This is a genomic window from Caballeronia sp. J97 (genome assembly GCF_905220305.1).
Lineage (GTDB): Bacteria > Pseudomonadota > Gammaproteobacteria > Burkholderiales > Burkholderiaceae > Caballeronia.
Genome location: NZ_CAJMZL010000003.1, coordinates 114182 through 138741 on the forward strand (window position 1 = coordinate 114182; position 24560 = coordinate 138741).

Annotated in this window: 25 protein-coding genes, 1 tRNA gene and 1 pseudogene; 11 read left to right on the top strand and 16 right to left on the bottom strand. The window is 63.6% G+C overall.

Going from position 1 to position 24560, the window contains the following annotated elements:
* The first annotated feature begins 23 nt into the window (after positions 1 to 23).
* A complete protein-coding gene (locus U4Y90_RS07090; protein WP_321793675.1) occupies positions 24 to 1382 on the top strand; it encodes a hypothetical protein in 1359 nt (452 codons plus the stop codon).
* A 2-nt stretch (positions 1383 to 1384) separates the two neighbouring features.
* Here U4Y90_RS07090 and U4Y90_RS07095 read toward each other — a convergent pair whose 3' ends face one another.
* A complete protein-coding gene (locus U4Y90_RS07095; RefSeq protein WP_321793677.1) occupies positions 1385 to 1795 on the bottom strand; it encodes an HPF/RaiA family ribosome-associated protein in 411 nt (136 codons plus the stop codon).
* 94 nt (positions 1796 to 1889) lie between these two features.
* Positions 1890 to 2771, bottom strand: a complete 882-nt coding sequence (locus U4Y90_RS07100) for a LysR family transcriptional regulator (protein WP_321793679.1) — start codon at positions 2769 to 2771, stop codon at positions 1890 to 1892.
* Between the two features lie 126 nt (positions 2772 to 2897).
* Between U4Y90_RS07100 and U4Y90_RS07105 the strand changes: the two genes are divergently transcribed.
* Positions 2898 to 3686 carry a TerC family protein gene (locus U4Y90_RS07105; RefSeq protein ID WP_321793681.1) on the top strand — a complete coding sequence of 263 codons (789 nt, stop codon included), beginning with the start codon at positions 2898 to 2900 and terminating at the stop codon, positions 3684 to 3686.
* A 279-nt stretch (positions 3687 to 3965) separates the two neighbouring features.
* Positions 3966 to 5495 (top strand): hypothetical protein, encoded by a 1530-nt coding sequence (locus U4Y90_RS07110; RefSeq protein ID WP_321793683.1) that lies wholly within the window; start codon positions 3966 to 3968, stop codon positions 5493 to 5495.
* A gap of 6 nt (positions 5496 to 5501) precedes the next feature.
* Here the strand turns inward: U4Y90_RS07110 and U4Y90_RS07115 are convergent, their stop codons facing one another.
* On the bottom strand, positions 5502 to 7112 hold the full coding sequence (locus tag U4Y90_RS07115; RefSeq protein ID WP_321793685.1) for a Na+/H+ antiporter: 1611 nt from the start codon (positions 7110 to 7112) through the stop codon (positions 5502 to 5504).
* Between the two features lie 135 nt (positions 7113 to 7247).
* Here U4Y90_RS07115 and U4Y90_RS07120 point away from each other — a divergent pair, with 135 nt between their 5' ends.
* From U4Y90_RS07120 to dhaK, 4 genes are all read left to right on the top strand, one after another.
* Positions 7248 to 7472: a hypothetical protein gene (locus tag U4Y90_RS07120; RefSeq protein WP_321793687.1), complete on the top strand. Its 225-nt coding sequence runs from the start codon at positions 7248 to 7250 to the stop codon at positions 7470 to 7472.
* 121 nt (positions 7473 to 7593) lie between these two features.
* Entirely contained in the window at positions 7594 to 9432 is a 1839-nt protein-coding gene (locus tag U4Y90_RS07125; RefSeq protein ID WP_321793689.1) for a glycoside hydrolase family 15 protein, read from the top strand.
* Positions 9433 to 9504: 72 nt separating this feature from the next.
* Positions 9505 to 10134: a dihydroxyacetone kinase subunit DhaL gene (gene dhaL / locus U4Y90_RS07130; protein ID WP_321793691.1), complete on the top strand. Its 630-nt coding sequence runs from the start codon at positions 9505 to 9507 to the stop codon at positions 10132 to 10134.
* 21 nt (positions 10135 to 10155) lie between these two features.
* Positions 10156 to 11145, top strand: coding sequence for a dihydroxyacetone kinase subunit DhaK (dhaK, locus tag U4Y90_RS07135; RefSeq protein WP_321793693.1), 990 nt, complete (start codon positions 10156 to 10158; stop codon positions 11143 to 11145).
* Positions 11146 to 11539: 394 nt separating this feature from the next.
* On the opposite strand, the pseudogene U4Y90_RS07140 reads toward dhaK, so the two are convergent.
* Together U4Y90_RS07140 and U4Y90_RS07145 are read right to left on the bottom strand one after the other, a co-directional pair.
* Positions 11540 to 12125: pseudogene (locus tag U4Y90_RS07140) on the bottom strand (M20/M25/M40 family metallo-hydrolase); the annotation flags it as partial.
* Entirely contained in the window at positions 12106 to 12345 is a 240-nt protein-coding gene (locus U4Y90_RS07145) for a phenol hydroxylase subunit (protein ID WP_321793694.1), read from the bottom strand. The pseudogene U4Y90_RS07140 and the gene U4Y90_RS07145, both read right to left, overlap by 20 nt.
* Positions 12346 to 12687: 342 nt before the next feature.
* Here U4Y90_RS07145 and U4Y90_RS07150 point away from each other — a divergent pair, with 342 nt between their 5' ends.
* Together U4Y90_RS07150 and U4Y90_RS07160 are read left to right on the top strand one after the other, a co-directional pair.
* Positions 12688 to 14424, top strand: a complete 1737-nt coding sequence (locus tag U4Y90_RS07150) for a sigma 54-interacting transcriptional regulator (RefSeq protein WP_415749313.1) — start codon at positions 12688 to 12690, stop codon at positions 14422 to 14424.
* 362 nt (positions 14425 to 14786) lie between these two features.
* Positions 14787 to 15296: a hypothetical protein gene (locus U4Y90_RS07160; RefSeq protein WP_321794083.1), complete on the top strand. Its 510-nt coding sequence runs from the start codon at positions 14787 to 14789 to the stop codon at positions 15294 to 15296.
* A 102-nt stretch (positions 15297 to 15398) separates the two neighbouring features.
* On the opposite strand, the gene U4Y90_RS07165 is transcribed toward U4Y90_RS07160, so the two are convergent.
* Positions 15399 to 15635, bottom strand: a complete 237-nt coding sequence (locus U4Y90_RS07165) for a DUF6429 family protein (protein WP_321794070.1) — start codon at positions 15633 to 15635, stop codon at positions 15399 to 15401.
* A gap of 166 nt (positions 15636 to 15801) precedes the next feature.
* Here U4Y90_RS07165 and U4Y90_RS07170 point away from each other — a divergent pair.
* A tRNA-Val gene (locus U4Y90_RS07170) sits at positions 15802 to 15878 on the top strand.
* An 86-nt stretch (positions 15879 to 15964) separates the two neighbouring features.
* Here U4Y90_RS07170 and U4Y90_RS07175 read toward each other — a convergent pair.
* Entirely contained in the window at positions 15965 to 16183 is a 219-nt protein-coding gene (locus U4Y90_RS07175) for a hypothetical protein (RefSeq protein ID WP_033536141.1), read from the bottom strand.
* 214 nt (positions 16184 to 16397) lie between these two features.
* On the opposite strand from U4Y90_RS07175, the gene U4Y90_RS07180 reads away from it, so the two are divergent.
* Positions 16398 to 16883 (top strand): nucleoside deaminase, encoded by a 486-nt coding sequence (locus U4Y90_RS07180; protein ID WP_321793702.1) that lies wholly within the window; start codon positions 16398 to 16400, stop codon positions 16881 to 16883.
* A 10-nt stretch (positions 16884 to 16893) separates the two neighbouring features.
* On the opposite strand, the gene U4Y90_RS07185 is transcribed toward U4Y90_RS07180, so the two are convergent.
* The 9 genes from U4Y90_RS07185 to U4Y90_RS07225 all read right to left on the bottom strand — a co-directional run bounded on the left by U4Y90_RS07185 (position 16894) and on the right by U4Y90_RS07225 (position 24521).
* On the bottom strand, positions 16894 to 17634 hold the full coding sequence (locus U4Y90_RS07185; RefSeq protein ID WP_321793704.1) for a DUF429 domain-containing protein: 741 nt from the start codon (positions 17632 to 17634) through the stop codon (positions 16894 to 16896).
* Positions 17635 to 17661: 27 nt separating this feature from the next.
* Positions 17662 to 17952 carry a muconolactone Delta-isomerase gene (gene catC, locus U4Y90_RS07190; protein ID WP_321793705.1) on the bottom strand — a complete coding sequence of 97 codons (291 nt, stop codon included), beginning with the start codon at positions 17950 to 17952 and terminating at the stop codon, positions 17662 to 17664.
* Between the two features lie 73 nt (positions 17953 to 18025).
* The gene (gene catA, locus U4Y90_RS07195; RefSeq protein WP_321793707.1) at positions 18026 to 18934 is read right to left on the bottom strand and encodes a catechol 1,2-dioxygenase; all 909 of its coding nucleotides are present in this window, start codon (positions 18932 to 18934) and stop codon (positions 18026 to 18028) included.
* A 44-nt stretch (positions 18935 to 18978) separates the two neighbouring features.
* Entirely contained in the window at positions 18979 to 20136 is a 1158-nt protein-coding gene (locus U4Y90_RS07200; RefSeq protein WP_321793709.1) for a muconate/chloromuconate family cycloisomerase, read from the bottom strand.
* Positions 20137 to 20314: 178 nt separating this feature from the next.
* A complete protein-coding gene (locus U4Y90_RS07205; RefSeq protein ID WP_321793711.1) occupies positions 20315 to 21529 on the bottom strand; it encodes a porin in 1215 nt (404 codons plus the stop codon).
* A gap of 10 nt (positions 21530 to 21539) precedes the next feature.
* Positions 21540 to 23045: an aldehyde dehydrogenase family protein gene (locus tag U4Y90_RS07210; RefSeq protein WP_321793713.1), complete on the bottom strand. Its 1506-nt coding sequence runs from the start codon at positions 23043 to 23045 to the stop codon at positions 21540 to 21542.
* A gap of 11 nt (positions 23046 to 23056) precedes the next feature.
* A complete protein-coding gene (locus tag U4Y90_RS07215) occupies positions 23057 to 23521 on the bottom strand; it encodes a cytochrome c (RefSeq protein WP_321793715.1) in 465 nt (154 codons plus the stop codon).
* Complete coding sequence (locus tag U4Y90_RS07220; RefSeq protein ID WP_321793717.1) at positions 23518 to 24003, bottom strand: cytochrome c; 486 nt, start codon at positions 24001 to 24003, stop codon at positions 23518 to 23520. Before U4Y90_RS07220 ends, U4Y90_RS07215 begins: the two co-directional genes overlap by 4 nt.
* Positions 24000 to 24521 carry a methylamine dehydrogenase light chain gene (locus U4Y90_RS07225; protein WP_035501898.1) on the bottom strand — a complete coding sequence of 174 codons (522 nt, stop codon included), beginning with the start codon at positions 24519 to 24521 and terminating at the stop codon, positions 24000 to 24002. The genes U4Y90_RS07220 and U4Y90_RS07225 overlap by 4 nt, the downstream gene beginning before the upstream one ends.
* Between the last annotated feature and the right edge of the window lie 39 nt (positions 24522 to 24560).

Sequence of the window (24560 nt, forward strand, 5' to 3'; positions counted from 1 at the left end):
CGTCTTTCGATTGTTGAACCGTCATGGTCACTCTGATTAGTTGTTTCTCTGATCGCAACGCGACATCGTCGCTCGACAACCATGCCGAATTTTGCAGGCGCACCGGTGCGAAACATCGCTTCGAACCGACGTCGAACTGCATCGGTTCGCTCGAACTGCGCACGCTCTATAAGTACCAGTTGCTCAGCGACATGTTGCAGGAAGCGGAAGAGGGCGAGGTCTTCGTTTTCGCCACGGAAAACGCGCTCTTCATCCGTTTTCACGATTTCGAACAGATCATGGCTGACCGTGACGTGCTGTTCACCAAAGGGCCCTTCGGCATCAACACCGAGATGTTCGTGTTGCGAAACAACGAGGAGAACCGGCGCATGGCGCGCGGGCTGGCCGCGCGATGCCGCAAATACTATGACTGCGGCGAGTTCGTCACGGAAGAAGCCTTGCTCGAAGAGCAGCCGACCGTGCCCGACTGCGACGATCTGAACGGCGTGGTGCCGATCGCGTCGATGTGGTCGGGGCAGCACCCGGATCTTCGCAACAGACCGGTCATTGCCGTAGCGCTCGTTTTCACGCCGCGTCTCTACAGCAAATACGGGCCGCTGTGGCGCGCGATGTTCGCGCGGCACGTGAACGCGTGCCACGCGTCCGGTGAATGGCGTGTATTCGACACGGCCGCGCCGTTGTCGATCGATTCGAACGAGCCATTGTCGGTGTATCGGCCGGGGTGCGCCGTGGCGGTCGTCATGCTCCATACGCCGAACATCGCGAGTTATGCGCGCTTCGGCGAAGCGAGCCTGCGCGCGTACTGCGAGCAGCACGGCTACACGCTCTACGTGCATCGCGACTTGCCGCCGGATTTCGGGCGCGACGGCTGCGGCAACTGGGCGAAGCCGTTCCTGCTCTGCAAGTATTTGCCCCAGCACGAATGGGTCTTCTGGATCGACGCGGATATCATCGCGATGAACCGGACGGTGAAACTCGAAAAGTTCACCGAAGGGCGCGAGCGCGTGTTGACCGCGGACATTTGCGGCTGGCCTTTCAATTCGGGCGTGATGGGCTTTCGCAACACCGAAGCGAACATCGCCGTGCTCGAAGCCGTGCTCGCGAAAGTGCGCGAAATCGACGACATCGGTCACACGTTCTCGAATCGGGGCGATCAGTTCATTTTCCTCGAGCAGCTGCAGGCGCACGGCCTGTGCCCCGAGACGGACTCGCCGGAGTTCGTGAGCTTCCGCGAGTTGAACACGCCGTGGTATTACGCGGACCGGAACACGTTCCTGTGCCACTTTCACGGCCTGAGCACCGAATTGCGCACGCTCTTCATGTCGATGGACGCCGTGCCCGACGGCGGCTTCGAAGCCATCGAACAGAGCGCGCCGATCTAGCCTTACGCGCCGGCCATCTTCCTCATGAGGCGCACGCGAGGATCGACGGCCTCCTGCAGCGCCGGCTCCGGCGCGAAATCCCATGCAAGCCCGCGCGCGCGCACGCGCCGCGTCGGTTTGACGGCCTGACGCCGGCGCACCAGCGAGCGCACGGCGCGAGCGAGCGCGAGATCGATTGCGCCGCGCCAATCACGCGCGATCGAGGTCGCCACGACCTTGTTCTCCCGACTCAACTGCACTTCCACCTGACAGCGTTTGTCGACGCCGCCGCGCGGCCCGTTGATGTCGGACAAGCTGACGGTCGCCTTCGAAATCAGCCACGCGAGGCGGCGAAAGACGAATTCGCTGCGCGCCTTCGCGAGCTCGTGCATCGCAATGGCTTCGGGATCGCGGGACTTGAACAGGACTTTCATTGACGCCTCCTCGTTGGACATGACTCCAGCGTAAGGCGCCCGCGCAATTCGAAAAAGCAGATCGAACGGAACACGAACTTCGGAAAAACCGAAGTTAAGTGATGGCGCGCGCGAGCACTTGCTGCGTCAGCGGATGATGCCGCCCGCGCCGCGACACGATCGCGTGCACTTCCTCTTTCACATCGGGCGAGCGGCCGAGCCAGCGCAGACCGCGCAACAACGGCGCATCGCCCGCGCCGAATTCGGCGAGCGGAAACACGCCCAGCCCGCGCGCGCCGAACACGGCCATCAGCGCGCTGTCCTCGAACTCGCCGACGATGCGCGGCGCGATGCCTTGCGCCTCCAGCCATCGATCGAGCCGTGCGCGCAGCGACGAATGGCCGGTCGGCAGAAGAATCGGCAGCGAGGCCAGACTCTCCGGAAAATGATCGATGGCGCTCTTGCGCACGATGGAAGCCGGCCCGTACCAGTCGACCGGCGAGGCGATCAGCCGCTCGCTCGTGAGGCGCAGATTCTGGTTGTGCGGCGCGGGATGACTCGCGAGCACGAGATCGAGCCGATGCAGCGCGAGTTCGCCGAGCAGTTCGTCGGTTTCGCCTTCGTGACACAGCAGGCGCAGCGAAGGATTGCCGAGCACCGGCGCGAGCAGTGCGTGCGCGGCAAGCTTCGAAATGCCGTCCGACAGCCCGACGGCAAGCCGCGCGAGCGTGCCGCTCGCCGCTTCGCGCACTTCGTCCTGGATCAACTGACCGATCTGAAAGATTTCCTCGGCGCGCGCGAAGGCCGCCTGTCCCGCTTCGGTCATCGTGACACCGCGGCCGGCCGGCTTCAGCAGTTGATGACCGAGCGATTTCTCCAGTTCGCGCACTTGAGCGCTGATGGTCTGCACGGCCATGTCGAGCCGCTCCGCCGCGCGCGCAAAACCGCCTTCCTTCACGACGACCCAGAAATAATGCAGATGACGGTAGTTGAGCATGCGTCGGATGTCCTGTTCGATACATCGAAAAAACCGAAGTATGGTTTCGATTATCGCTGATTTTTTCGAGAGCGAGACAAGCCGATCATGGCGCGATACGTCCAATCAATCAATTCTTCCGCACTCATGGAATATCTTCTTTCGCTTGCCGCCGATCCCGCCGTCTGGGCGGCGCTCGTCACGCTGATCGTGATGGAAGTCGTGCTCGGCATCGACAATCTCATCTTCATCTCCATTCTCAGCAACAAGCTGCCCGTCGCGCAGCGCGCGCGCACGCAGCGAATCGGCATCATGCTCGCGCTCGTGATGCGGCTCGCGCTGCTCGGTGCGGTCGCGTGGATCACGCAACTGACCACGCCGGTGTTCTCCGTGCTGGATCACGCGTTCTCGTGGCGTGACCTCATCCTGCTCGCAGGCGGCCTGTTCCTCGTCTGGAAGGCGACCAAGGAGATGCATCACCACGTCAGACGGGATCACGACGACGCTCCGGGTGTCATGTCGAGCGTCGGCAGCATGACGGCGTGGGCGGCGATCGGCCAGATCCTGCTGCTCGATCTCGTGTTTTCGGTCGACAGCATCATCACGGCGGTCGGCATGACGGAGCATCTGCCGATCATGTATATCGCCGTCATCTTCGCCGTCGCGACGATGCTGTTCGCTGCGCAACCGCTCTCCCGCTTCATCGAACGCAACCCGACTATCGTGACGCTCGCGCTCTCGTTCCTGCTCGTGATCGCGATGACGCTGATCGCCGAAGGTTTCGGAACGCACGTGCCGAAGGGCTACATCTACGCGGCGATGGGCTTCGCGGGATTTGTCGAAGGACTGAATCTGCTTGCAAGGCGCGCGAAGGGCAAGCGGGAAGGGAGCGCGCGGGCGCAAGGCCGCGCCCGGCTCGACAGCGTGTCCGGCTGAATTCGAACGAACATTCGCCTGCCGATGATCACCGTGCGCCGACCCGCAGTCCACGCGATACGGCCGGGAATTTGCCTTGCTTCTCGCACGGCAAGTGGCTACGTTATGCGATAGCGAGCGCAGGATTCCTTTCGGTTCCCGAACTATCCGCCGATGAATCCGCGCGTCGCGGCCATGGCGATCAATCGTCGACAGAATGGAAACAACCAAAGCCGGCGATTGATCAGGCGTACACCCGCGGCCTCGCTTTCCTCGGAATGCAGGCGACAGGAGGGAACGATGAGCCCGCATTGGGAGATCGGCACGGCGAGCGAAGGGTTCGAGCCCGTCGCGCCACGCGCGCTCGCGGCGGTCGCGCGGATCGATCCGTATATCGTGTGGGCCAACGCGACGCGCTATCGCGACCTGGGCGGCATGCCGCGCGGGCGCATGCCGATCGCCATCGAGATGAAGCAGGGCGGCGACACCGCGCAACAGTTCGCGCAAACGATCGAGCAAAATGGCTGGCAGCCCTGGATCTGGATGTCGGCGCTCTATCGCGATCCGCCCGCGGCGCTCGCGGCGACGCGCTTCTGCACGGCCCACGTGACGCGCGAGTTCTATACGCATCTGAATACGCATCTCGCGGGCAGGTTCGAACGCTTCACGGAAGCGCTGGCGATCCCGTCGCACGTCGACGCGCGCGCGCAACGCGTGCCGGCCGATCATGCGCCGATGCGCGAGGGGCTGGGCAATGCGATCGTCGGCGTATGCGATGAAGATGTCGCGTTCACGCATCCGCGCTTCTCGGAGGATGCGGCCGGAACGCGCACGCGCTTTCAATGTTTCTGGAATCAGAACGATGCGGCCGACTCCGCGGCGGGTCTCGGCTACGGAAGCGAGTTGCTCAAACATCAGATGGACGCGCTGCTGGACGACGCACGCCTTCATGCCGAGGCGGCGCACGCGGCCGGCGGGGCCCGCATCTACGGATTCGCGCACGACGGTCCGGCCGCTGCCGAGCTTGCGGGCCGTTATCCGTCGCGCGTGCTACGGTCTGCCGATTCGGCGCAATCAGGCGACGATCGCGACGCGCCCTTGCCGATGATCGGCGTCCAGCTCAAACGGCGCCTGCGCACGATGCGCGACGCGTTCGGCCCCTGTCCCGATGCGGAAGTGCTCGACGCCGTCCGCTATGTCGTGCAGCGCGCGCAGGACATCGGCGGTGCGGGGTGTCATGCGCTCGTCAGCCTGAATGCCGGGAACGTCGCTTGGCAGCAGGATGGCAGTTCGCTCATCGAAAGCGCGCTCGACGAACTGATGGACACCGGCGCCTGCTCCGTCGTGCTGCCGTCCGGAAACATGGATCTGTCGCGCTGCCGTGGCGCGTTGACCATCGCCGGCCGCGATCAGGCGGACTTGCGCTGGCCGGTGCGCGCGCATGCGCCGTCGCCGAGTCTCGCGGAGATATGGTTTTCCAGCGATGGCGACGCGCCCCGCGTCGACGTGCAGATCGTGCCGCCCGACGGGATCGCGAGCGCCTGGCTTGCGCTCGGCGACATCGGCAAATACACGCGCGGCGGCGAAGCGATCTGCACCGTCGTGCATCTCGGACGCGGCGCGCGCGGCGACGGGCACATGATTCTCGTCGCGCTCGCGCCGACCGGCGCGCGCAGCAGCACGCGCCGCGCCGCCGCGGGCGAATGGCTCATCCGCCTGAGGAACAGCGGCAGCGCAACCGTCACCGCCTATGCATGGATGCAATGCGACGATTCATCCGACGAGACGCCGCTCGTCGTCCCGTCGCACGAGCGCGGCGCGGGCCACTGAGCGCGCTCAGCCGCGCGAATGAAGCGCGATGATCTCCTGAAGATCGAGATCGTGCTCCAGCGAGTGCAGCAGTTCGTCGTGAATCTCGCCTGCGCGATGCATTCGCAGCAGTTCCGCGCGCCCGGCCGCGAGCGCGGCGAGCACGACGTCGTAGTGAGCATGGCGCGCTTCCGTCGGAAACGCCTCCATGCTTTCGAAACGCCGGGTGAGCTCCGCGCGATACGTATATTGCTCGAGCAGTCGCGGATGGATCACGGTGCCGTTCGCGTCGTGCACGAGCGGCTGGATCGCCGCCAGTTGCGCGGTTTCCATGCGCGCCCATGCCTGCGGCTCGGTGAGATGTCGCGGCGAACGCTCGTGGCCGCGCGTGAGCGAGAGCAGCGCGATGAGCGGGCCGATCGTCGCGCCCTGAAGAAGCACCGTGACGAGAATCACCGCGAAGCCGGCAAAGAGAATGAGATCGCGGCCAGGCATCGTCTCGGGCAGGGAAATCGCGACCGCGAGCGTCACGACGCCGCGCATGCCGGCCCAGCTCACGACCGTGGCCGCGCGCCAGTCGGGAACGGCGGCGCCGGCTTCGTCGGGCTCAGCGCGTGTGCGTCCGGTGACGGTCCACGCGATCCATTTCAGCGCTTCGACGCCGAATACCCACACGAAGCGCGACAGGATCACCACGGCGATGACCGCCGCCGTCGCGGGTCCGAGCAGCGAGAATGCATCGCCGACGCCGCCGAGCCGCACCGCGATGCCGCGCAGCGACAAGCCGATCAGCACGAAGACGAGCGCCTCCAGCACGAACACGACGACCTGCCAGAACGCCGTGCCGCGCATGCGCTGCGCCGCCGTGAACACCTCATGCTGATGCCAGCCGACGACCATGCCGCACGTGACCGTCGCGATGACGCTCGACACGCCCAGCTCTTCGCCCGCGATATAGCTGACCCACGACGTGAGCATCGACGTGGTGATGACGAGGTAATCGTCCTCGAGCGAGCGCATGAGCTTGACGGCGATGAACCCCGCGACGATCCCGACGACGACGCCGCCGATCGCGAGCCCCGCGAAGCTCGCGACGGCGCGCGGCGCGCTGAACACGCCGCTCATCGCGGCCACGAGCGCGAAGCGGAACAGCACGAGGCCGGCCGCGTCGTTGAGCAGGCTTTCGCCTTCGAGCAGCACCATCAGACGACGCGGCAGCGCGACGCGCTCCAGCACGGCCTTGGCGGCGACGGCGTCGGGCGGCGAGACGACCGCACCGAGCGCGAAGCACGCGGCCCACGGAAGCTCGGGCACGACCAGATGCACCGCGATGCCGACGACGAGCGTCGTGAACGCGACTGCGCCGATCGCGAGCAGCAGGATGCCGCTCAGGTTGCGCTTGAAGTCGTCCCACACGAAGAAATACGCGCCGTACATCAGCAATGGCGGCAGGAACACGACGAGCACGAGCTCGGGGTCCAGCTCCAGATGCGGCAGGCCGGGCACGAACGCCATCGCGACGCCGCCGACGAGCAATGCGGCCGCCGGCGGCAGACGCAGGCGCTTCGCGAGCACTTCGAGCGCGATGATCGCGATCAGCGAGACGAGCACCAGATTGAATGCCGTGGCGGCGTGCATGAAATGTCCTCGGGTTGCGGTGGAGTTCCTGTGCTGCAGTGCGCGGCGGCCCACGCAGGCGCCACGCTTCGCGCTGCTACCATCGACGCGGGGCCGGACCGCGAGCCGGGTCATCGTATCCGAAAGGGAGGGGAAATGAGACGAAAGTCGTCGGGCGTGGCGGTGGCGGCGGTGCTGGTGGGCGTCGCCGTGGCAGCCGTGGTTTATATCGCGAGCTTCGGCAGGTCGCGTCACGCGGATGCGCCCGTGCCCACGCCTTCCGCGCTCGCAGCCCAGGGCGACGCCGCGAGCACGGCGGCTTTCGGGAACGCACCGAAGAACCCGGAAGCGGCGCAGGGCGAACGAACCGCCGCGCGCTGATGCACCCGGCGTCCAGCCTTTGTCGCACGCGCGCCACATGCGCGTGGAACATGGCACGCCCGACAGGAATATGACTTGCTGCCCGACGATGCCATTCCAGGCTTGTCGGGAGCACTTCGCGATGGGACACCATCCCCAGCAGGTTCCGCCCGCCGCGCTGCCCGTCGACGCTCGCGGCATGATCGGCAACATGAAGACGGCGGCGCTCGTGTCGCTTTCCGGCGCGATCGACTTCATGTGCTTTCCGCGCATCGACTCCCCCACGCTGTTCGCCGCGCTGCTCGACCGCGAGCGCGGCGGCGCTTTCTCGATCACGCCGCGCGCACCCGGCGCCCGCGTGAAGCAGATGTATCTGCCCGAGACGAACGTGCTGCTCACGCGCTTCATGACCGGCGATGGCGTGTGCGAGCTGCTCGATCTGATGCCGGTTGCATCGAATGCGACGCGCGCCGGTGCAGTGCCGAACTGCGTGCTGCGCATCGTGCGGCTCGTGTTCGGATGCATGACGCTCGACGTGCGGTGCGATCCGCGTTTCGATTACGCGCGCGCGACGCACACGGCGCGCACGGTGGAGAAGGGCGTCGAATTCCTGTGCGACGATGGCTCGCCGCCCTTGCGACTGCTCGCGAATGTGCCGCTTGCGCTCGACGGGCAGAGTGCGTGCGCGACGCTGGATTTCAACGAAGGCGATTGCGCGTGCTTCGCGCTCGGCGATGCCGACGGGCTTGCCGACATCGAGGCGCGCCACGATGCGATCCTCACGGACACCATCGATTACTGGAAGGCATGGTCGTCGCGCTCGACGTATCGCGGACGCTATCGCGAAGTCGTGCTGCGCTCGGCGCTGACCCTGAAGCTGCTGAGCTCGGAGGAATTCGGCGCGATTGTCGCCGCGCCGACCTTCGGCCTGCCCGAGGCGCAGGACGGCTCGCGCCGCTGGGATTATCGCTTCACATGGATACGCGATGCCGCGTTCTCCGTCTACGCGCTGCTGCGCCTCGGCTACACCGGCGAAGCGGAGCGCTTCATGAAATGGATCGCCGAGCGCAGCCGCGATTGCAGCGCGCACGGCCAGTTGCGCGTGATGTATTCCGTCGACGGCAGCGACGCGCTCGCGGAAAGCGGCCTGACGAGCCTCGCGGGCGAAATGCCGGGGCAAGTCGTCGTCGGCAACGAGGCGCGCGAGCAGATTCAGCTCGATGTCTATGGCGCGCTGCTCGATTCGGTCTATCTCTACAACAAGTACGGCGCAGCCGTTTCCTACGATGGCTGGCGTCACGTGACGCGCACGGTCGATTACGTCGTCGAACACTGGCGCGAGGCCGACAACGGCATCTGGGAGTTTCGCAACGGCACGCGCGCGCTGCTGCATTCCCGCCTGATGTGCTGGGTGACGGTGGACCGGGCGCTACGGCTCGCCGAGAAGCGCTCGCTGCCCGCGCCGCTCGCGCGATGGTTCGAAACGCGCGATGAAATCCATCGCGATATCCACGAACAGTTCTGGAACGACGACATCAAGAGCTTCGTGCAGACGCCGGGATCGGCCACGCTCGATGCCTCGGCGCTGATGATGCCTCTCGTGCGCTTCATCGGCCCGAAGGATCCGCGCTGGATCGGCACGCTCGATGCGATCGGCCGTGACTTGCGCGTCGATCCGCTGATCTTCCGCTATACGCGCGGCTCGGTGCTCGACGGCCTGCCCGGCACGGAAGGCGGCTTCTCCGCGTGCTCGTTCTGGTATGCGGAGGCGCTCGCGCGCGCGGGCCGTGTCGACGAGGGACGGCTCGTCTTCGAGAAGATGCTGGCGTACGCGAATCACCTCGGGCTGTTCTCGGAGGAAGTGGCGACGAGCGGCGAGGCGCTCGGCAATTTTCCGCAGGCGTTGACGCATCTCGCGCTCATCAGCGCGGCGTTTCAGCTCGACAGGAATCTCGACCGCGTGCACGTTCCCTGGACGTGATCGATCTGCGCGAGAGGTCGGGCGACGCTGTATCCTTTCTGCACGCTCAGCCAGTGAACGGAGGATCGGCGCATGAACGGCAAGACGGTCATGGCGTGCATCGATGCGGCGCATGCGTCGCTCAGGGAACATGCCGACGAAATCGCATCGCTCGATCAGGCGATCGGCGACGGCGATCACATCATCAATCTGCTGCGCGGCATGGATGCGCTCGTCGCCATGCGCGCGCAGCTCGAAGCGGAAGCCTTCGCGCCCGCGCTCAAGCTCGCGGCGGCGAAGGTGCTGTCCACGGTCGGCGGCTCGTCCGGGCCGCTGTTCTTTTCGATGCTGACGGGAATCGCGAAGACCTCGACCGACGATGCGGGCGTGGCGGAGTTCGCGCGCGCCTTCGCGGCGGGCGTCGACGCGGTCGGCCAGCGCGGCAAGACGGGCACCGGCAGCAAGACGATGATGGACGTGCTGATGCCCGTGGCCGAACACTTCACCGCGATGGCCGATGCGCGCGCTTCGAAGCACGATGTGCTGACGGCGCTGCCGCGCATCGCGGAAGAAAACATGCTCGCCACGCGGGACATGCTCGCCACGAAAGGCCGTGCGTCGTTCCTCGGCGAGCGCTCGCGCGGTCATGTCGATCCGGGCGCGCGCTCGAGTCAACTCATGATCGGAGCCGTCTGTGCGCGCATCGCGCAGGACGATGCCTGAGCATAAAAAGGAGCAGGGGACATGAAGAAATTCATCAATCGCGTCGACGATTACCTGACCGAGAGCCTCGCGGGTTTTGCCGCGGCTCATGCGGACCTCGTCACGGTCAGCTTCGATCCGCTCTACATCGTGCGCAAGACGCTCAGTCCGGGCAAGGTCGCGATCATTTCGGGCGGCGGCTCCGGGCACGAGCCGTTGCACGGCGGCTTCGTCGGACACGGCATGCTCGATGCCGCGTGTCCCGGCCAGGTCTTCACATCGCCGACGCCCGATCAGATGATGGCCGCAGCCGAGGCAGCGGACACGGGCGCCGGCGTGCTGTTCATCGTGAAGAATTATTCAGGCGACCTGATGAATTTCGAAATGGCATCCGAGTTGTGCGAGATGCCGAACGCGTCGGTGCTGGTCAACGACGATGTCGCCGTCGAGAATTCGAGTTTCACGACCGGACGACGCGGTGTCGCGGGCACGGTGATCGTCGAGAAGCTCGTGGGCAGCTTCGCGGAGACAGGCGCCGATTTGCAGGCATGCCGGGCGTTCGGCGAGCGCGCGGTCGCGCGCATCGCGTCGATGGGCGTCGCGTTTTCGAGCTGCACGGTGCCCGCCGCGGGCAAGCCGACCTTCACGCTCGGTGGCGATGAAATCGAAATCGGCGTGGGCATTCACGGCGAGCCGGGACGCAGGCGCGCGAAGTTCGAGACCGCGAACGCAATCGCGGATGAACTGCTGACGGCGATCGTCGACGATCTGAAGCCGGCGGCGGATGCACCTTTGCTGCTGCTCGTGAACGGACTGGGCGGCACGCCATTGTCGGAGCTCTATCTGCTTTACCATGCGGCGCGCACGTGGCTCGACGGACGCGGTTTGAGCGTCGCGCGCTCGCAAGTCGGCGCGTTGACGACGTCGCTGGAGATGGCGGGTGCTTCGATCACGCTTTGCGCGCTCGATGACGAAATGATGCGTCATTGGGATAGTCCGGTACATGCAGCGGGATTGCGCTGGGGGATGTGAGCGTCGAAGGATTTGTGTTCGGCGCGCGGTTATTGAAATCGTCGGTGCAATCAAACTGAAGCGGGCGTCGTGCTGTGGCCGGTCTTCTCGCAGTCGTGTTGCGAAACACCATGACCCTGTCGCTGTAGAACGCACCGGGCTTGGCATGGCGCTGTATGTAGGCACGCGTGACCTCGAAGTAGCTGCGGTGCGACATCTGTACTTTGCCCAAGTACGACATTACAACTTTGCCGCAACAACAAAATGAACGCTAATTTATGTTATGTTAAATTATCAAATTCAGGATTAAGGCGCGACGCCTCCCGCAACATCGGAGCATCAACGCTGACGCCGTTTTGTAGGTGCGCTCGCCGAAGTGCGCTTCGAAAGCTGCACGCAGTCGATCGGTCGTCTGGATCCTCTGCAGACGCAGCGTCGTCGACCCATGTGAGCCCCGCCCGATGAGTTTGACCTTGAGGCTGTCGCCCGCCGAAAGAACCGTGCCGCTTCGATATCCTACCGTGCCCGCCGCGCCAACCATGACATGCTGGCCACGGATCACATCGGGCTTCGGGAAGCTTTTGGCCGTGCCGTCTTCGATCATGCTGCGGGCGTCGCGCGCGGCTTCCTCGACGGGCTGAACCACCGCCACCAGAGTCCCGCGCCAGGCGTCCCAATGCGCAGCCATCAAGCGCGCCGCACCCATTGGCCAGGTCACATGCATGTCGTGCCCGCACGAGTGCGCGACGCCCTCCTCGTCCTTTTTCCTCACTGTGCTCGAATAGGGCAATCCAATCGCTTCCGCCATCGGCAGCGCGCCCATGTCGGCGCGCAACATCGCGGCCGAGCTTCTCGACGTAGTCCGCGGCTATCTCTGCGGCGCGCACCTCCTGCATCGACAGATCGGGATGCTGGTGCAGGTCGCCGTAAATCGCTTCGAGTTCGGGCAAGAGCTTTTTGATGGAGTCCGTGTCGCGTCCATCAACGTCGTCGTGATCTATTCGCTTCACACTCGCCGATCGAGAAATCGAATTCGACGAAGCCGTCGTTCCGATGCTCCCCGAAGCGCGCGCAGCGCCGGGTGATGTCGAACGCGCGCGAGAACGTTCGATCGCTGTCTCCTGGTGTCTTGTGTCGATCGCCGCCTGTGTCGATTAACGATTTGATCGAGATCCGGCGTGTGGCCCCCATAAGGCAACACCCATGCCAATCGATGTTCATCGGCCAGACAATCGCAGTGCCCGATTGTGCCGAAGATCATGTGAGACAAGTCAATGCGGCATCGAAGCTCTGGGCTGGGTCATACGGCGACGCCCGGCAAACGCGCCCTGCCGACTTGATGAAATGCTCGAAAAGCGCGTGGTTCAGCGCGCTCTTCGTTGATCAAATCCGTATCAGGGAACGCACTGATAGCGTCGCTTCCGCAATCGACTAACCATGCGCCGACGCATTGCGCACCACACGGACATCGCCTATCGTGCGATGAGAACGACCCCACAGCAGGAGAAACATGCTATGTCACGCCGCGAGAAAGCGCTGGCGAACGCCCAGGACGGCATGTCGATGGTCGCGCCCAAGGGCGCCCCGGTCGACAGCCTTCGCTATCCCGACATCGCGGATCTCATGTCGCGGCTCCACTTCTCGCCCGGCGATGGCCGCATCTGGCTCGACGAGCAGCGCATGGTGCTCGTTCATACCGGTGCGATGGGCTCGATGCGCCGCGAGCTGATCGAAAGTCTCGGCATCGATGCCGCACGCGGCCTGCTCACACGCATGGGCTACAACTCCGGGGCGCGCGATGCCGAGCTAGCGCGCCGCGTGCGCCCGGAGAACAGCATCACGGCAATGTTCGCGGTCGGTCCGCAGTTGCACATGCTCGAAGGCATGACGATGGTCGAGCCGGTGCGTCTGGAAATCGACGTCGAGCGCGGCCGGTACTACGGCGAATTTATCTGGAAGAATTGCGCGGAGGACGAGGAGCACATCCGGATCTACGGCATCGGCGCGGAGCCGGTGTGCTGGATGCAGCTCGGCTATGCGGCGGGCTATACGAGCGTGTTCATGGGCCGCCCGATCCTGTATCGCGAAGTGGAATGCCGCGCGCTCGGGCAGCAGCATTGCCGCATCATCGGCAAGCCGGTCGAGGAATGGGGCGAGGAAGCCGCTGACGATCTGCGTTTCATGCAGGCGCAGGCCTTCACCAAGGGGCTGTCCGCGTCGGGCGCGCGAGGTGAAGGCGCATTCGGCGACGAGAACATGGTCGGTGCATCGCCCGGCTTCAACGCCGTGTGTCACATGATCAAGCGCGTCGCGGGCACGCGCGCGACCGTCCTGTTCCTGGGCGAAAGCGGCGTCGGCAAGGAAGTGTGCGCGCGCACGCTGCACAGGATCAGCGCGCGCAGTGATGGCCCCTTCGTTGCACTGAACTGCGCGGCGATTCCCGAAGCGCTCGTCGAATCGGAGCTGTTCGGCGTCGAAAAGGGTGGCTTTACCGACGCGACGCAAACCCGCCCCGGGCGCTTCGAGCGCGCGCACGGCGGCACGCTCTTTCTCGATGAAATCGGCATTCTCAGCATGACGGCGCAAGGCAAGCTGTTGCGCGCGCTGCAGGAAGGCGAAATCGAGCGCGTCGGCGGCACGGAGACCAAGCGCATCGACGTGCGCGTGGTCGCCGCGACCAATCTCGATCTGCGCGACGAAATCCGCGCGGGCCGCTTTCGCGAAGACCTGTACTTCCGCCTGAACGTATTCCCGATTCGCGTGCCGTCGCTGCGCGAGCGCCGTGAGGATCTGCCGGTGCTGCTCAATCACATGCTGCGCAAGTATCGCGAGCGGCACGAGCGCGACGTCACCGGCTTTACACCGCGCGCGCTCGACGCATTGCTCAACTACGGCTGGCCCGGCAATATCCGCGAGATGGAGAACATCGTGGAGCGCGGCGTGATTCTCGCCAACGACGGCGGCGCGATCGACATCGGCCATCTCTTTACGAGCGGCGAGACCATCGAGACCGAGAGCTTCGGCATCGGCAACGATGGCTCGCTCACAGCGTCACGCTCACTCCTTGCACGAACTGGCGAAGCGGGCGACGAACTCGAGCGCGTGACGCGCAAGGTGAACAGCCTGCTGCTGGGCATTGGCGGCGACGCGGAGCCCACATCGCTCGACGACATCGAGACTGCACTGCTCAAGAGCGCAGTGCAGCGCGCCGACGGCAATCTATCGGCAGCGGCGCGCACGCTCGGGATCACGCGGCCGCAGTTGGTCTACCGGTTGAAGAGTCGGGGACTGAGGATCTAAGAGGGTTCCACCTCTTCGATCCTGAGGCGTACCGCCGGTCACTGCCGGCGGCACGCGATGTCCGGGAGACGCTCCAAAGCACCTTTAGTAACCGGAGATTGACCCGGTCCGCTGGACACGTGGATGTCATGTCCAAATTGCGCGTCGAGCTGCAAGGTGGGTGAGACGACGATCTGCTGAATCAGCTTCGCGCGATTCCATGCGCTCCAGGCTGAGCGTATCAACAGGCTCTCATCGAGGGGCGCCGGGCGGCGGGCGGGAACACTCGCCACGAGCCGTCGTCGTGCCTGAAGAAGAAAACCACGAGCAATCCGGTTGGCCGGTCGGACTCCATGCAGACATAGCGCCCCCGATCCGACGACGTGCGGCTGAAGCGTACGACCCGAGCCGGCATCATCGACGTGGGAGCAAACCACTTCTCGACCAACAGACGCAAAGACATCGCACCGGTATTCATGATCCACTCCTACTACGTTCCATCCGCGCTCGCGAGCACCTCGCCGTCTGACGCCCGTGATATCGACGCTTTCATGCAGTCCGGGCGACACGATCCTACTAAGGCAACCAATGTGCCAAGGCGTGACCGGATGCAGAAGGATCGGCGTCAGGGACCATGCGAACACGTCGGATGCGCTACGGGAGCAGGCGTCACCGCACCATTGCGCGACGGCGACGCCCTCGTGCTCGCGAGAAATCGATCAAAAGGTCAAATGCGCGGCTTCGAGCTCGATCAATTCGGTATGCGGGAATACCCTCGAAAGCTCAACTTTGGACTTCCTCGGACAGCCGGCGACTGTCTCATCGTCATGGGCGCGCGAGTGCCCCGGACGCGCTTCATCATGCAGACCGGCAACCTCGATTCCCTTACGTGATCGTTCTCCCACACACCATGAGTTAATCAGAGAACGCGCTGGATTTACGTGAAGTTATTTCTGGGAAGGAACACTCGTGTCGTGCGTTAGAAATTCGTTTGATTACAAGTCTTCCTTGCTTGAGGGGACGAAGTTTTGCTTGAAGAGGCGCTCGGATTCGCGGAGACCCTCGTCGGTGAACACAACGGACTTTGCCTTATCGACGGGATCGCCGATCATGCATCGTTCACGAGGCCGGTTCATCACATCCCAATCGAAGCTTTTCCATGCACGGCTATGGTCATGCAGCGTCAGGTAAAGAAGTGCGAGGTATGGAGTCGTGGGTACGTCGCTTAGCAATGCCCGGTGCCAGCGGCAGCATGGGCTGTGTGCGAATAATTCAATGAATTTCCAGCTCACGACGCTGCTATCTCAACCCAACAACGCACCCGAAATCCCCGATCAAAAATTTTCGCCCAAAAATCCCCACAACGCGAATTTTTCCCCTATAATTCGCGGCTTCCGTAGGCTCGTAGCTCAGCTGGTTAGAGCACCACCTTGACATGGTGGGGGTCGTTGGTTCGAGTCCAATCGAGCCTACCAACGACATTCAGACGCACCGTCGCGATCGAAGTCGCCACGGTGCGTTTTTCATTTGCGCACAGCTTTCGATTACGAATCAGCGCGCGTCAGTCCCAGCAATTGCGGAACGCCACCGCGACGATCACCGGCACCGTCAGCACGAGCGGAATCGCGAAGTACGGCACTTCCAGATGGACGATCCACGTGTAGATGAGCCAGGCCACGCCCAGCGCGAGCGTGGCAAGGCCGATGAGCGCCGTCAGCACGTTGAGCGTGCGGGGCGTCATCCGCTTGCGGGAGGCTTCTTTGCCCGAAGGAGTTTCCATGGCGGCGAGCGCGTTCGAGCGCAGGTACAGGTACGTCTCGATTTTATACCGCCCTGCCCGCCACCGTCGTTCGATTCCGGCCTTTTGCACCGTCTCCGAAAGTGAAATAACCGCGCCGCCAGCACCGCGCCAAAAACGTCCTGGCGTTCGCGACGCCGCTAATTCGCTGGTCCGCTAACATCGTAGTCCGGCAGTCAAACAAGGAGCGCACGGCATGATCGACGATACCGACAAGAAGCACCTCATCCGCTGCATCGAACTGGCGCAGCAAGCGCTCGACGACGGTGACGAGCCCTTCGGCTCGATGCTCATCGCAAAGGACGGGCGCGTGCTTTTCGAAGACCGTAATCGCGTGAGCGGCGGCGATCAGACGCTGCATCCCGAATTCGCAATCGCGAAATGGGCGGCCGAGCATGTGCCGGAAGCCGAGCGCAAGGAGGCGGTCGTGTACACGTCCGGCGAGCACTGCCCGATGTGTTCCGCGGCGCATGCGTGGGTGGGATTGGGGCGCATCGTCTATGCGGCGTCGAGCGAGCAGTTCACGCGCTGGCGTGCCGAACTCGGTGCGAAGCCGGGGCGCGTGCGTCCGTTGGCCATTCAGGAAGTCATCGAAGACACGGTCGTCGACGGTCCCGTCGAGGAGTTCGCCGAACGTGTAAAAGCGCTGCACGTGGCGCACTATCGCAGGCACGGCGGCTAGCGGTGCGCGCTCAGCAATGGATCGTCATTGAAACGCCGGCCGCATCGGTCTCGATCACTTCGGGCAGATAGAACGCCTTTCCCGAAGCGATGCGGCGTGCGGTCCATAGCACCGCGAACGCGTCGAGCACGTCGTCCCGCGAAGCCTGAGCGGGCCTGCGCGCGGCCAGCGCCGTGTCGATGACACTGCCGAAACACTTCGCGAGCAACGCGTGACGCAACGCGAACCCCGGCGCATGCGCCTTGCTCTCGCGCAGGCCGTGCGCCGGTCCGCCCTGCTCCATCTGCATGTGCATGAAGCTCAGCTCGGGATGCACCTCGAAGACGCGCATCGCCGCATCGTGATGCGTGCGCATCACGTCATCGACTTCCGCGATCTTGTTGCGAATGTGAAATGCCTGAATGGAAATGCGCTTTCCGGATGCCGCGTAATTGACCGCACACGCATCTTCATAGCTCGATGCGCCTAATGCCGCACGTACCGGCGGAGAAAAAACGGAGCTTGCGCGAGGACGCCCGAGCAGCTTGCGGGCCCGCGTGTCGCACGTGCGAATGCCATTCGACGCAAGACCGATCGGAATATCGACGGCGACGATTGCATTCGCGCCTTTCCAGTCGAGCAAGTCTGCGAAGTTGTCGATAACATTCGCCGCGATCGCTCCGGTGGTCCCGCATTGCTTCACGACGAACCAGCCTGCCTTGCAGCCATCGACGCCGAACAGATCCGCATGTATATCGAGCTTATCGTTCATGCAGCGATCGTATCAGCGATCATTAGCTCATGCGTCCCCTTCCCTCACCGAAGAAGCGTGCCTGCACAAAGCCGTGACTTCCATCGACATATACGGAAACAACGGCAGACGGCTCAACACGTCGTGCAGATGCGCGGGGCTTTCGACATCGAAGATGCTGACGTTCGCATAGCGTCCCGCGATGCGCCACAAATGCCGCCATACGCCTTCGCGCTGTAGCTGCTGCGCCATATCCTTCTCTTGCGCCTTGAGCTCGTCCGCGCGCGCGGGCGCCATATCGTGCGGAAGCTTGACCGTCATCTCGACGTGAAACAGCATGTTCGCTCCAGAAGTTATCCAGAAGTTATCGCCGCTCCGCCGTCGCCGGCGGAGCCATGACACGTGACCCGGTTCAGGCCGCGGCGCGCACGCGGTCCACTTCCGTGCCCGGCACGTCATCGCGTTCGCCGCACAGCGTGAAGTCGAAATCGATCAGCGCGAAGCGTCCTTCCACGCCATACGACTTGCCTTGCGCGCCTTCGGCTTTTTTCACTTCCGGCACGAGACCGTCGCGCGTCGCGAAAGCGAAGTCGTCCCACAGATATGGATCGCCGTCGATATTGATCTGCGTCGTCAGCTTGCGATAACCCGGCGCGGACACGAAGAAGTGAATATGCGCGGGACGATGGCCATGCCGTCCGAGCTGATCGAGCAATTGCTGCGTCTTGCCGCCAGGCGGCACGCTATAGCCGACCGGCACGACACTCGTGAATGCATAGTTGCCTTCGCTATCGGTGCGGATCGAGCGGCGCAGGTTGAACTCGGACTGCGACTTGTCGAAGTGCGAGTAGTTGCCGAGATGATTGGCGTGCCATACCTCGACCAATGCATTCGCAAGCGGCTTGCCGTCCTTCGTCAGCACGCGGCCGCGCATCACGAGCGTCTCGCCGAGGCTCGTGCCGTCGTCGAGGCGCGCATGTCCGACGGATTCCGGCGCGCCAGCCACATAGAGCGGACCTTCGATCGTACGCGGCGTGCCGCCTTCGAGCCCGGCCTTCGCTTCCTTTTCGTCGAGACGCGCATCGAGGAAATGCTCGAAGCCGAGACCCGCCGCGATCAGGCCGAATTCGCCGCTCTGGCCGGTTTCGCCGAGATAGTTGAGCGCGGCCCAGAACTCGCCCGGTGTCACGTCGAGGTCTTCGATCGTATGGAAAAGATCGCGCACGATACGGTTCACGATGGTCTTCGTGCGCGCATTACCTTCGCTCGTGGCGCTCTCGTTGATCTTTTGCAGCAGGGCGTCGATGGTTTCTCTGTTCATTGTCGATGTCTCCTTGAATCGGTATGAGTGGGGTGCTGCGATGATCAAGCCGTTGCAACGAATGCGCCGCGCGTCGAATCGCGGCGCATGCGTTCGATACGCTCCCAGTCGAGCGTGATGCCGAGTCCCGGCCCTTGCGGCAAATGAAGTGCGAAATTCTCGTAGCGCAGAGGCTCGACGAGAATGTCCTCGGTGAGCAACAGCGGCCCGAAAAGCTCCGTGCCCCAACGCAATGCGCCGAAGGTGCTGAAGAGTTGCGCCGACGCGATCGTGCCGATCGCCCCTTCGAGCATGGTGCCGCCATAGAGATCGATGTTCGCGGCCTGCGCGATCGACGCGACGCTCGCCGCGCCCGTCAAGCCGCCCGATTGCGCGATCTTCACGGCGAAGCAATCGGCTGCGCGCGTGCTCGCGAGCGCGAAGGCATCCGCCGGACCGTGCAGCGCTTCGTCGGCCATGATCGGCACATGCGCGAGCTTCGTGAGCCGCGCGAGCCCCGCATGATCGTTCGCGGCGATTGGCTGCTCGATCAGGCTCACGCCCGCATCGGCGAAACGCGTCGCGGCCCATACGGTATCGCTCACGCTCCAGGCCTGATTGACGTCGACGCGCACTTCACCCCGATCGCCGAGCGCATGCTTGATGGCGACGACATGCTTCACGTCGTCGGCGACGGCGCGCGTGCCGATCTTCAGCTTGAATACGCGATGCCTGCGCCGCTCGAGCATCTGCTCCGCCTCGTCGATATCGCGGCCCGTATCGCCGCTCGCGAGCGGCCACGCCACTTCGACGCGGTCCGTCACGCGTCCGCCGAACAGCTCGGACAAGGGCACGTTCAGGCGCTGCGCCTGCGCATCGAAGAGCGCGGTTTCGAGCGCGCATTTGGCAAAGCGGTTGCCCTGGAAGAGATCGCGCACCCTGGCCATCGCGGCGCCCGGCCGGCTCGCATCCATTCCCTTCAGCAAGGGCGCGAAATACGTATCGAGGTTGACCTTGATGCTTTCGGGACTTTCCTCGCCATAAGCAAGCCCGCCGATGGTCGTGCCTTCGCCGGATCCGACGATGCCGTCGGTGCAGGTGACGCGCACGATCACGAGCGTCTGGCAATTCATGGTGGCGACCGACAGGCGGTGCGGGCGAATCGTCGGCACATCGACGAGCATCGTTTCGATCTTTTCGATGCCGATGAAGGGGAATGACACGACTTGCGTCTCCGTTTCGGTTGAGTCCGCAACGAAATTAAACGACGCGATGTTATCGGTCAAATCAATCATATATGGCGATGCGCATCCATAAGATTGATTAAAGGATTCGATGAAACAAGCGAAAAAGCCCGGCGGGGAATCATCCCGGCCGGGTCAAAGCACGCCTCGGAAATACTTAGAAGTTATGCCGTATGCCGAGCGTCACAGACAACTGGCGATCGCTGTTCGAGTTCGGCAGATTGGGAATCTGCGCGTAATTCGCCGGACCGCCGGTCGCGGGATCGATGCCGAGTCCCGCGCCCACCGCCTTCTGCATGATCGCCACACCATACAGCGCGGTGCGCTTGGACAGCGCGTAGTTCGCGCCGACGTTCACCTGATGAAAGCGCGTCGATGAAGAGCCGTCCGGCTTCGCGTTGTTATAGATGTAAGCGAGCCCCAGTTGCAGGAACGGCGTGGCGGCATACGTCAGATTCACTTCGCCGATATCGAACGCGATATTGCGGCCTTGCGGATTGGCGCTATCGGCAAAGTACTGACTATGCTCCAGACGGCTATGCGTATAAGTCAGCGCTATCGTGGCCGGCCCGATCGCATACGATGCGCCCGCGCCATATGCCTTCAACGCTTCCGCATTTTGCAACTGGCAATAGAGCGCCGACGGATTGGAACAGGCGAAGTCGCCGATATAGCCGTTCGTTCCGCCCAACGCGGCATCGAGCGGGTTGCGCAGATTCAGATAGCCCGCGCTGATGGAAACCGGCAAGCGCGTGTATGCCGCCGCAAGCGAGTATCCGCGCCGTTGCGAGAAATCACCCGCCACACCGCCCAGGCTATAGGTGCCGCCTACCGAGAAACCGTTCCAGTCCGGGCTCGTGTACTTGATCGCATTGTTGAAGTTGAACGCTTCATTCAGGTTATCGACGTCGCCGATGTGCGAGCCGTAGAGTGTCGCCCATGAATTGCTCGACACATAAGGCCCGAGGAAGTCGGAATACGAATCGTACTGACGCCCGAACGAAAGGGTGCCGAACTGCTCGTGCGCGAGACCGACCCATGCCTGACGATTGAAAAGCGCCCCACCCTGAACGAGACTTCCCGTTCCCGTATAGAAGCTGTTCTCCACGTTGAACTTCGCCTGCAGGCCGCCGCCCAGATCTTCCACGCCAAGCAAGCCGAAGCGCGACGGCACCAGATTGCCGCCGGAGAACGCGAAGTTATGCCCCGAGCTGACGCTCCCGTCCGCGTTGGTGACCTGTTGATTCGTCGTATAGGTCAGCCCGGCATCGACGGTGCCGTAGAGCGTCACATTGCTTTGCGCCGATGCGCTCGCGCACACGGCGAGCGCCGCCGTCGAGACGAGCTGCCGCGCGATCGTTTTAGTTGTCATGCAAGCGTCCTCACGCGTAATTGATCAGCACCGATTTGGTTTCGGTGTACATGTCGATCACCGCGCGTCCGAGCTCACGCCCGAATCCCGATTGCTTGAAGCCGCCGAACGGCATCGCGTTATCGAGCAGCGAGTGGCAGTTGACCCACACCGTGCCCGCCTTGATGCGCGGCACGAGCTTGTGAATCGCCGAAAGGTCATTGGACCAGATGCTCGCGCCGAGTCCATACGGCGTGTCGTTCGCCTTCGCGACGACGCTGTCGATATCGTTGAACGGCATCGCGACGAGCACGGGACCGAAGATTTCCTCGCGCACGACTTTCATCGAATGATCGGTGTCGACGAGCACCGTCGGCTTCACGAAGAAGCCCGCGCCTTCCTTGCGCGCGCCGCCCGCGATCGCACGCGCGCCCTCATCGCGTCCCGCTTCGATATAGCCCAGCACGCGATCCATCTGCCGTGCGGAAACGAGCGGACCGATCTGCGTCGATGCATCGAGGCCCGGCCCCATCGGCAGGGATTGCGCGATAGCCGCGACGCGCTCCATCACGCGATCGAATACTTTCTCGTGCACATAGACGCGCGAACCCGCGGTGCACACTTGCCCCGAGTTGAAGAAGATCGCATTGGCGACGCCTTGCGCGGCCTTGTCGATATCGACATCGGGAAGCACGATCACCGGCGACTTGCCGCCGAGCTCGAGCGACATGCGCGTCATGTTGTCGAGCGCCGCGTGACCGATGGCCTTGCCCGTCGGCGTCGAGCCGGTGAACGCGATCTTGTCGATCCCCGGATGACGCGCGAGCGCCGCGCCCGCGGTGCGGCCGAGGCCCGTGACGACATTCACGACGCCCTTCTCGATGCCCGCCTCTTCGATCAGCATCGCGAGGCGCAGCGCGGAAAGCGGCGTGTCCTCGGCGGGCTTCAGCACGACCGTGCAGCCCGTCGCGAGCGCCGGCGCGAGTTTCCACGACGCCATCAGCAACGGAAAATTCCACGGAATGATCGCGCCGACGACGCCCACCGCTTCCTTGCGCGTATAACCGAAGAAGTCATTCGAAGGGCTATACGGAATCGATGCCTCGATCGTGTTGCCTTCGATCTTCGTCGCCCAGCCGGCCATATAGCGGAAGCATTGCGCGGCCATCGACACGTCGAGGCCAAGCGCCACCGTCACCGGCTTGCCGTTGTCGAGCGATTCGATTTCCGCGAGTTCGCGGGCGTTCGCTTCGATGAGATCGGCGACGCGCAGCAAGAGGCGCTCTCGATCGGTCGGCTTCATGCGCGACCACGCGGAGTCGTCGAATGCACGGCGCGCGGCTTGCACGGCGCGATCCACATCGGCTTCGTCGGCGCTCGGCACGCGTGCGAGCAGTTCACCATCGGCGGGATTGATCACGTCGAGCGTCGCGCCGCTTGCGCTTTCCACCCACGCGCCATCGATCGACATTCTCTTCGCCGACACGAGGAATGCGCGCGTCGAATCGAGCATCGCGAGATGCTGGCTGTTATTCATCAAGGTGTCTCCTAGTAGTGTTCCGGGACGGCGTTGACGCCGTTCTCCTGCAATTCCTTCACGAGCTTCATGCGGGTGCGCGCCACATCGGTGAGCGCGGGCCGGCGATGCGCCGCGATTTCTTCCGCCGTATAGGGCTTGAACGATGCGGGCCGCGACTGCACGTTCATTGTCGCGAGCAGCCAGTTCAGGACGTTGGCGAGTTCTGCATCGCTCAATGCGGAATTGGCCGCACCCGGCACGCGCATCACGAACTGACGTCCCTCGGGCAGCGAGACGAAATGGCCGAGCGAGTCGCGCAAAGCGGGGACCTTGCCGGAAATGCCCGAGCCATCGGCGGTGTGGCATCCCATGCAATTGAGCACCCAGTCCTGACGCGCGCGCGCCGCGTCGTACGTCTGAGCCCGCACCTGCGACGAGGCCGCGATAAAGAGCGCGGCCAGCGTCGCGGCGGCGAGGACCGCGCGCGGCTTCATAGCCCGAGGCCCTTCACGACCGCTTCGCGATGCTGATGCACGGCGGTCTGGTCGAGCGGTCCCGTGCGCCATGCCTTGACCTCGGCGACGTCGAAAGGCTTTGCCGAGCCGTGCTGCGCGTTCAGATCGAACACGACGTAGTTCAGCACGTCGGCGATCTCTTCATCGGAGAGTGATGCGAAGCTCGGCATCTTGAAGTTGTAATTCTTCTCCTTGACCTTGATCGGACCGAACATGCCGTACATCACGGTGTGTCCCAGTTGCGCACGGCCATCGGGCGTGCCCGCATATTTGCCCGGATACTCGACGAGCGGCGGCGCGAGTCCGTCCATGCCTTTGCCGCCGGCCTGATGGCACACGGCGCACTTGCCGTCGAACGTCGACTTGCCGCCCGGGTAATGCACCGTCTGTGCGAATGCGCCAGAAGCGAAGGTCATCGCGCCGGCGGCCAGCGCCGCCATCAAAACACTTGCAGTCTTCATTGCGTTGCCGCTCCCAACAGAACCGATACCGAGCAGTGGTAATTCGAATTGCCGTTCGCCATGCACCAGTTGATATCGTTATTGAGCGATAGCTTGTAAAGCGGCTTCTCGCGTTCGTTGCGATTGCAGAAGCAGCGGCCGCAACTCGTCTTGCCGCAGCAGTCGTTGTACGACACGATGTAATCCGAGCCGTCGTGCGGATTGCGGCATGTGCCGATCCACGTAATCGGCGAAGGCGTCGTGCCCGGCGGGCAGCTGCTCGAAGTGCCGCCGCAGCAGCTACAGAGCCAGCCGTCGATCGCGCAATACTTCCAGTAGTCGCAGCTCGTCGGGTCGTCGCTCGCCGATGCACCCGGCTTCTTCGGTTCGGTCGCATACGCGGTGCGATCCACCGGCAACAGCGGCACCATCGCCGACCCGACCAATACCTTCCCGAGCTTCGCCATCGCACTGCGCCGCGAGCTGCGCTGCGCAACGCCGCGCGCCTTATGTTCGAAGAATGAATCCAGCCATTTCATGGACGCTCACCTGTAGGATTGAATGATTTATTGGCGTCT

Bases quoted from the DNA above. Each gene is read 5' to 3' on its own strand.
- U4Y90_RS07100 (WP_321793679.1), bottom strand. From the start codon at position 2,771: ATGCTCAACTACCGTCATCTGCATTATTTCTGGGTCGTCGTGAAGGAA.
- U4Y90_RS07095 (WP_321793677.1), bottom strand. From the start codon at position 1,795: ATGAAAGTCCTGTTCAAGTCCCGCGATCCCGAAGCCATTGCGATGCAC.
- U4Y90_RS07185 (WP_321793704.1), bottom strand. From the start codon at position 17,634: ATGAACGATAAGCTCGATATACATGCGGATCTGTTCGGCGTCGATGGC.
- U4Y90_RS07150 (WP_415749313.1), top strand. From the start codon at position 12,688: ATGGTCGCGCCCAAGGGCGCCCCGGTCGACAGCCTTCGCTATCCCGAC.
- catA (WP_321793707.1), bottom strand. From the start codon at position 18,934: ATGAACAGAGAAACCATCGACGCCCTGCTGCAAAAGATCAACGAGAGC.
- dhaL (WP_321793691.1), top strand. From the start codon at position 9,505: ATGAACGGCAAGACGGTCATGGCGTGCATCGATGCGGCGCATGCGTCG.
- U4Y90_RS07180 (WP_321793702.1), top strand. From the start codon at position 16,398: ATGATCGACGATACCGACAAGAAGCACCTCATCCGCTGCATCGAACTG.
- dhaK (WP_321793693.1), top strand. From the start codon at position 10,156: ATGAAGAAATTCATCAATCGCGTCGACGATTACCTGACCGAGAGCCTC.
- U4Y90_RS07220 (WP_321793717.1), bottom strand. From the start codon at position 24,003: ATGAAGACTGCAAGTGTTTTGATGGCGGCGCTGGCCGCCGGCGCGATG.
- U4Y90_RS07125 (WP_321793689.1), top strand. From the start codon at position 7,594: ATGGGACACCATCCCCAGCAGGTTCCGCCCGCCGCGCTGCCCGTCGAC.
- U4Y90_RS07210 (WP_321793713.1), bottom strand. From the start codon at position 23,045: ATGAATAACAGCCAGCATCTCGCGATGCTCGATTCGACGCGCGCATTC.
- U4Y90_RS07120 (WP_321793687.1), top strand. From the start codon at position 7,248: ATGAGACGAAAGTCGTCGGGCGTGGCGGTGGCGGCGGTGCTGGTGGGC.
- U4Y90_RS07115 (WP_321793685.1), bottom strand. From the start codon at position 7,112: ATGCACGCCGCCACGGCATTCAATCTGGTGCTCGTCTCGCTGATCGCG.
- catC (WP_321793705.1), bottom strand. From the start codon at position 17,952: ATGCTGTTTCACGTCGAGATGACGGTCAAGCTTCCGCACGATATGGCG.
- U4Y90_RS07175 (WP_033536141.1), bottom strand. From the start codon at position 16,183: ATGGAAACTCCTTCGGGCAAAGAAGCCTCCCGCAAGCGGATGACGCCC.
- U4Y90_RS07215 (WP_321793715.1), bottom strand. From the start codon at position 23,521: ATGAAGCCGCGCGCGGTCCTCGCCGCCGCGACGCTGGCCGCGCTCTTT.
- U4Y90_RS07225 (WP_035501898.1), bottom strand. From the start codon at position 24,521: ATGAAATGGCTGGATTCATTCTTCGAACATAAGGCGCGCGGCGTTGCG.
- U4Y90_RS07145 (WP_321793694.1), bottom strand. From the start codon at position 12,345: ATGAACATCGATTGGCATGGGTGTTGCCTTATGGGGGCCACACGCCGG.
- U4Y90_RS07090 (WP_321793675.1), top strand. From the start codon at position 24: ATGGTCACTCTGATTAGTTGTTTCTCTGATCGCAACGCGACATCGTCG.
- U4Y90_RS07105 (WP_321793681.1), top strand. From the start codon at position 2,898: ATGGAATATCTTCTTTCGCTTGCCGCCGATCCCGCCGTCTGGGCGGCG.
- U4Y90_RS07205 (WP_321793711.1), bottom strand. From the start codon at position 21,529: ATGACAACTAAAACGATCGCGCGGCAGCTCGTCTCGACGGCGGCGCTC.
- U4Y90_RS07110 (WP_321793683.1), top strand. From the start codon at position 3,966: ATGAGCCCGCATTGGGAGATCGGCACGGCGAGCGAAGGGTTCGAGCCC.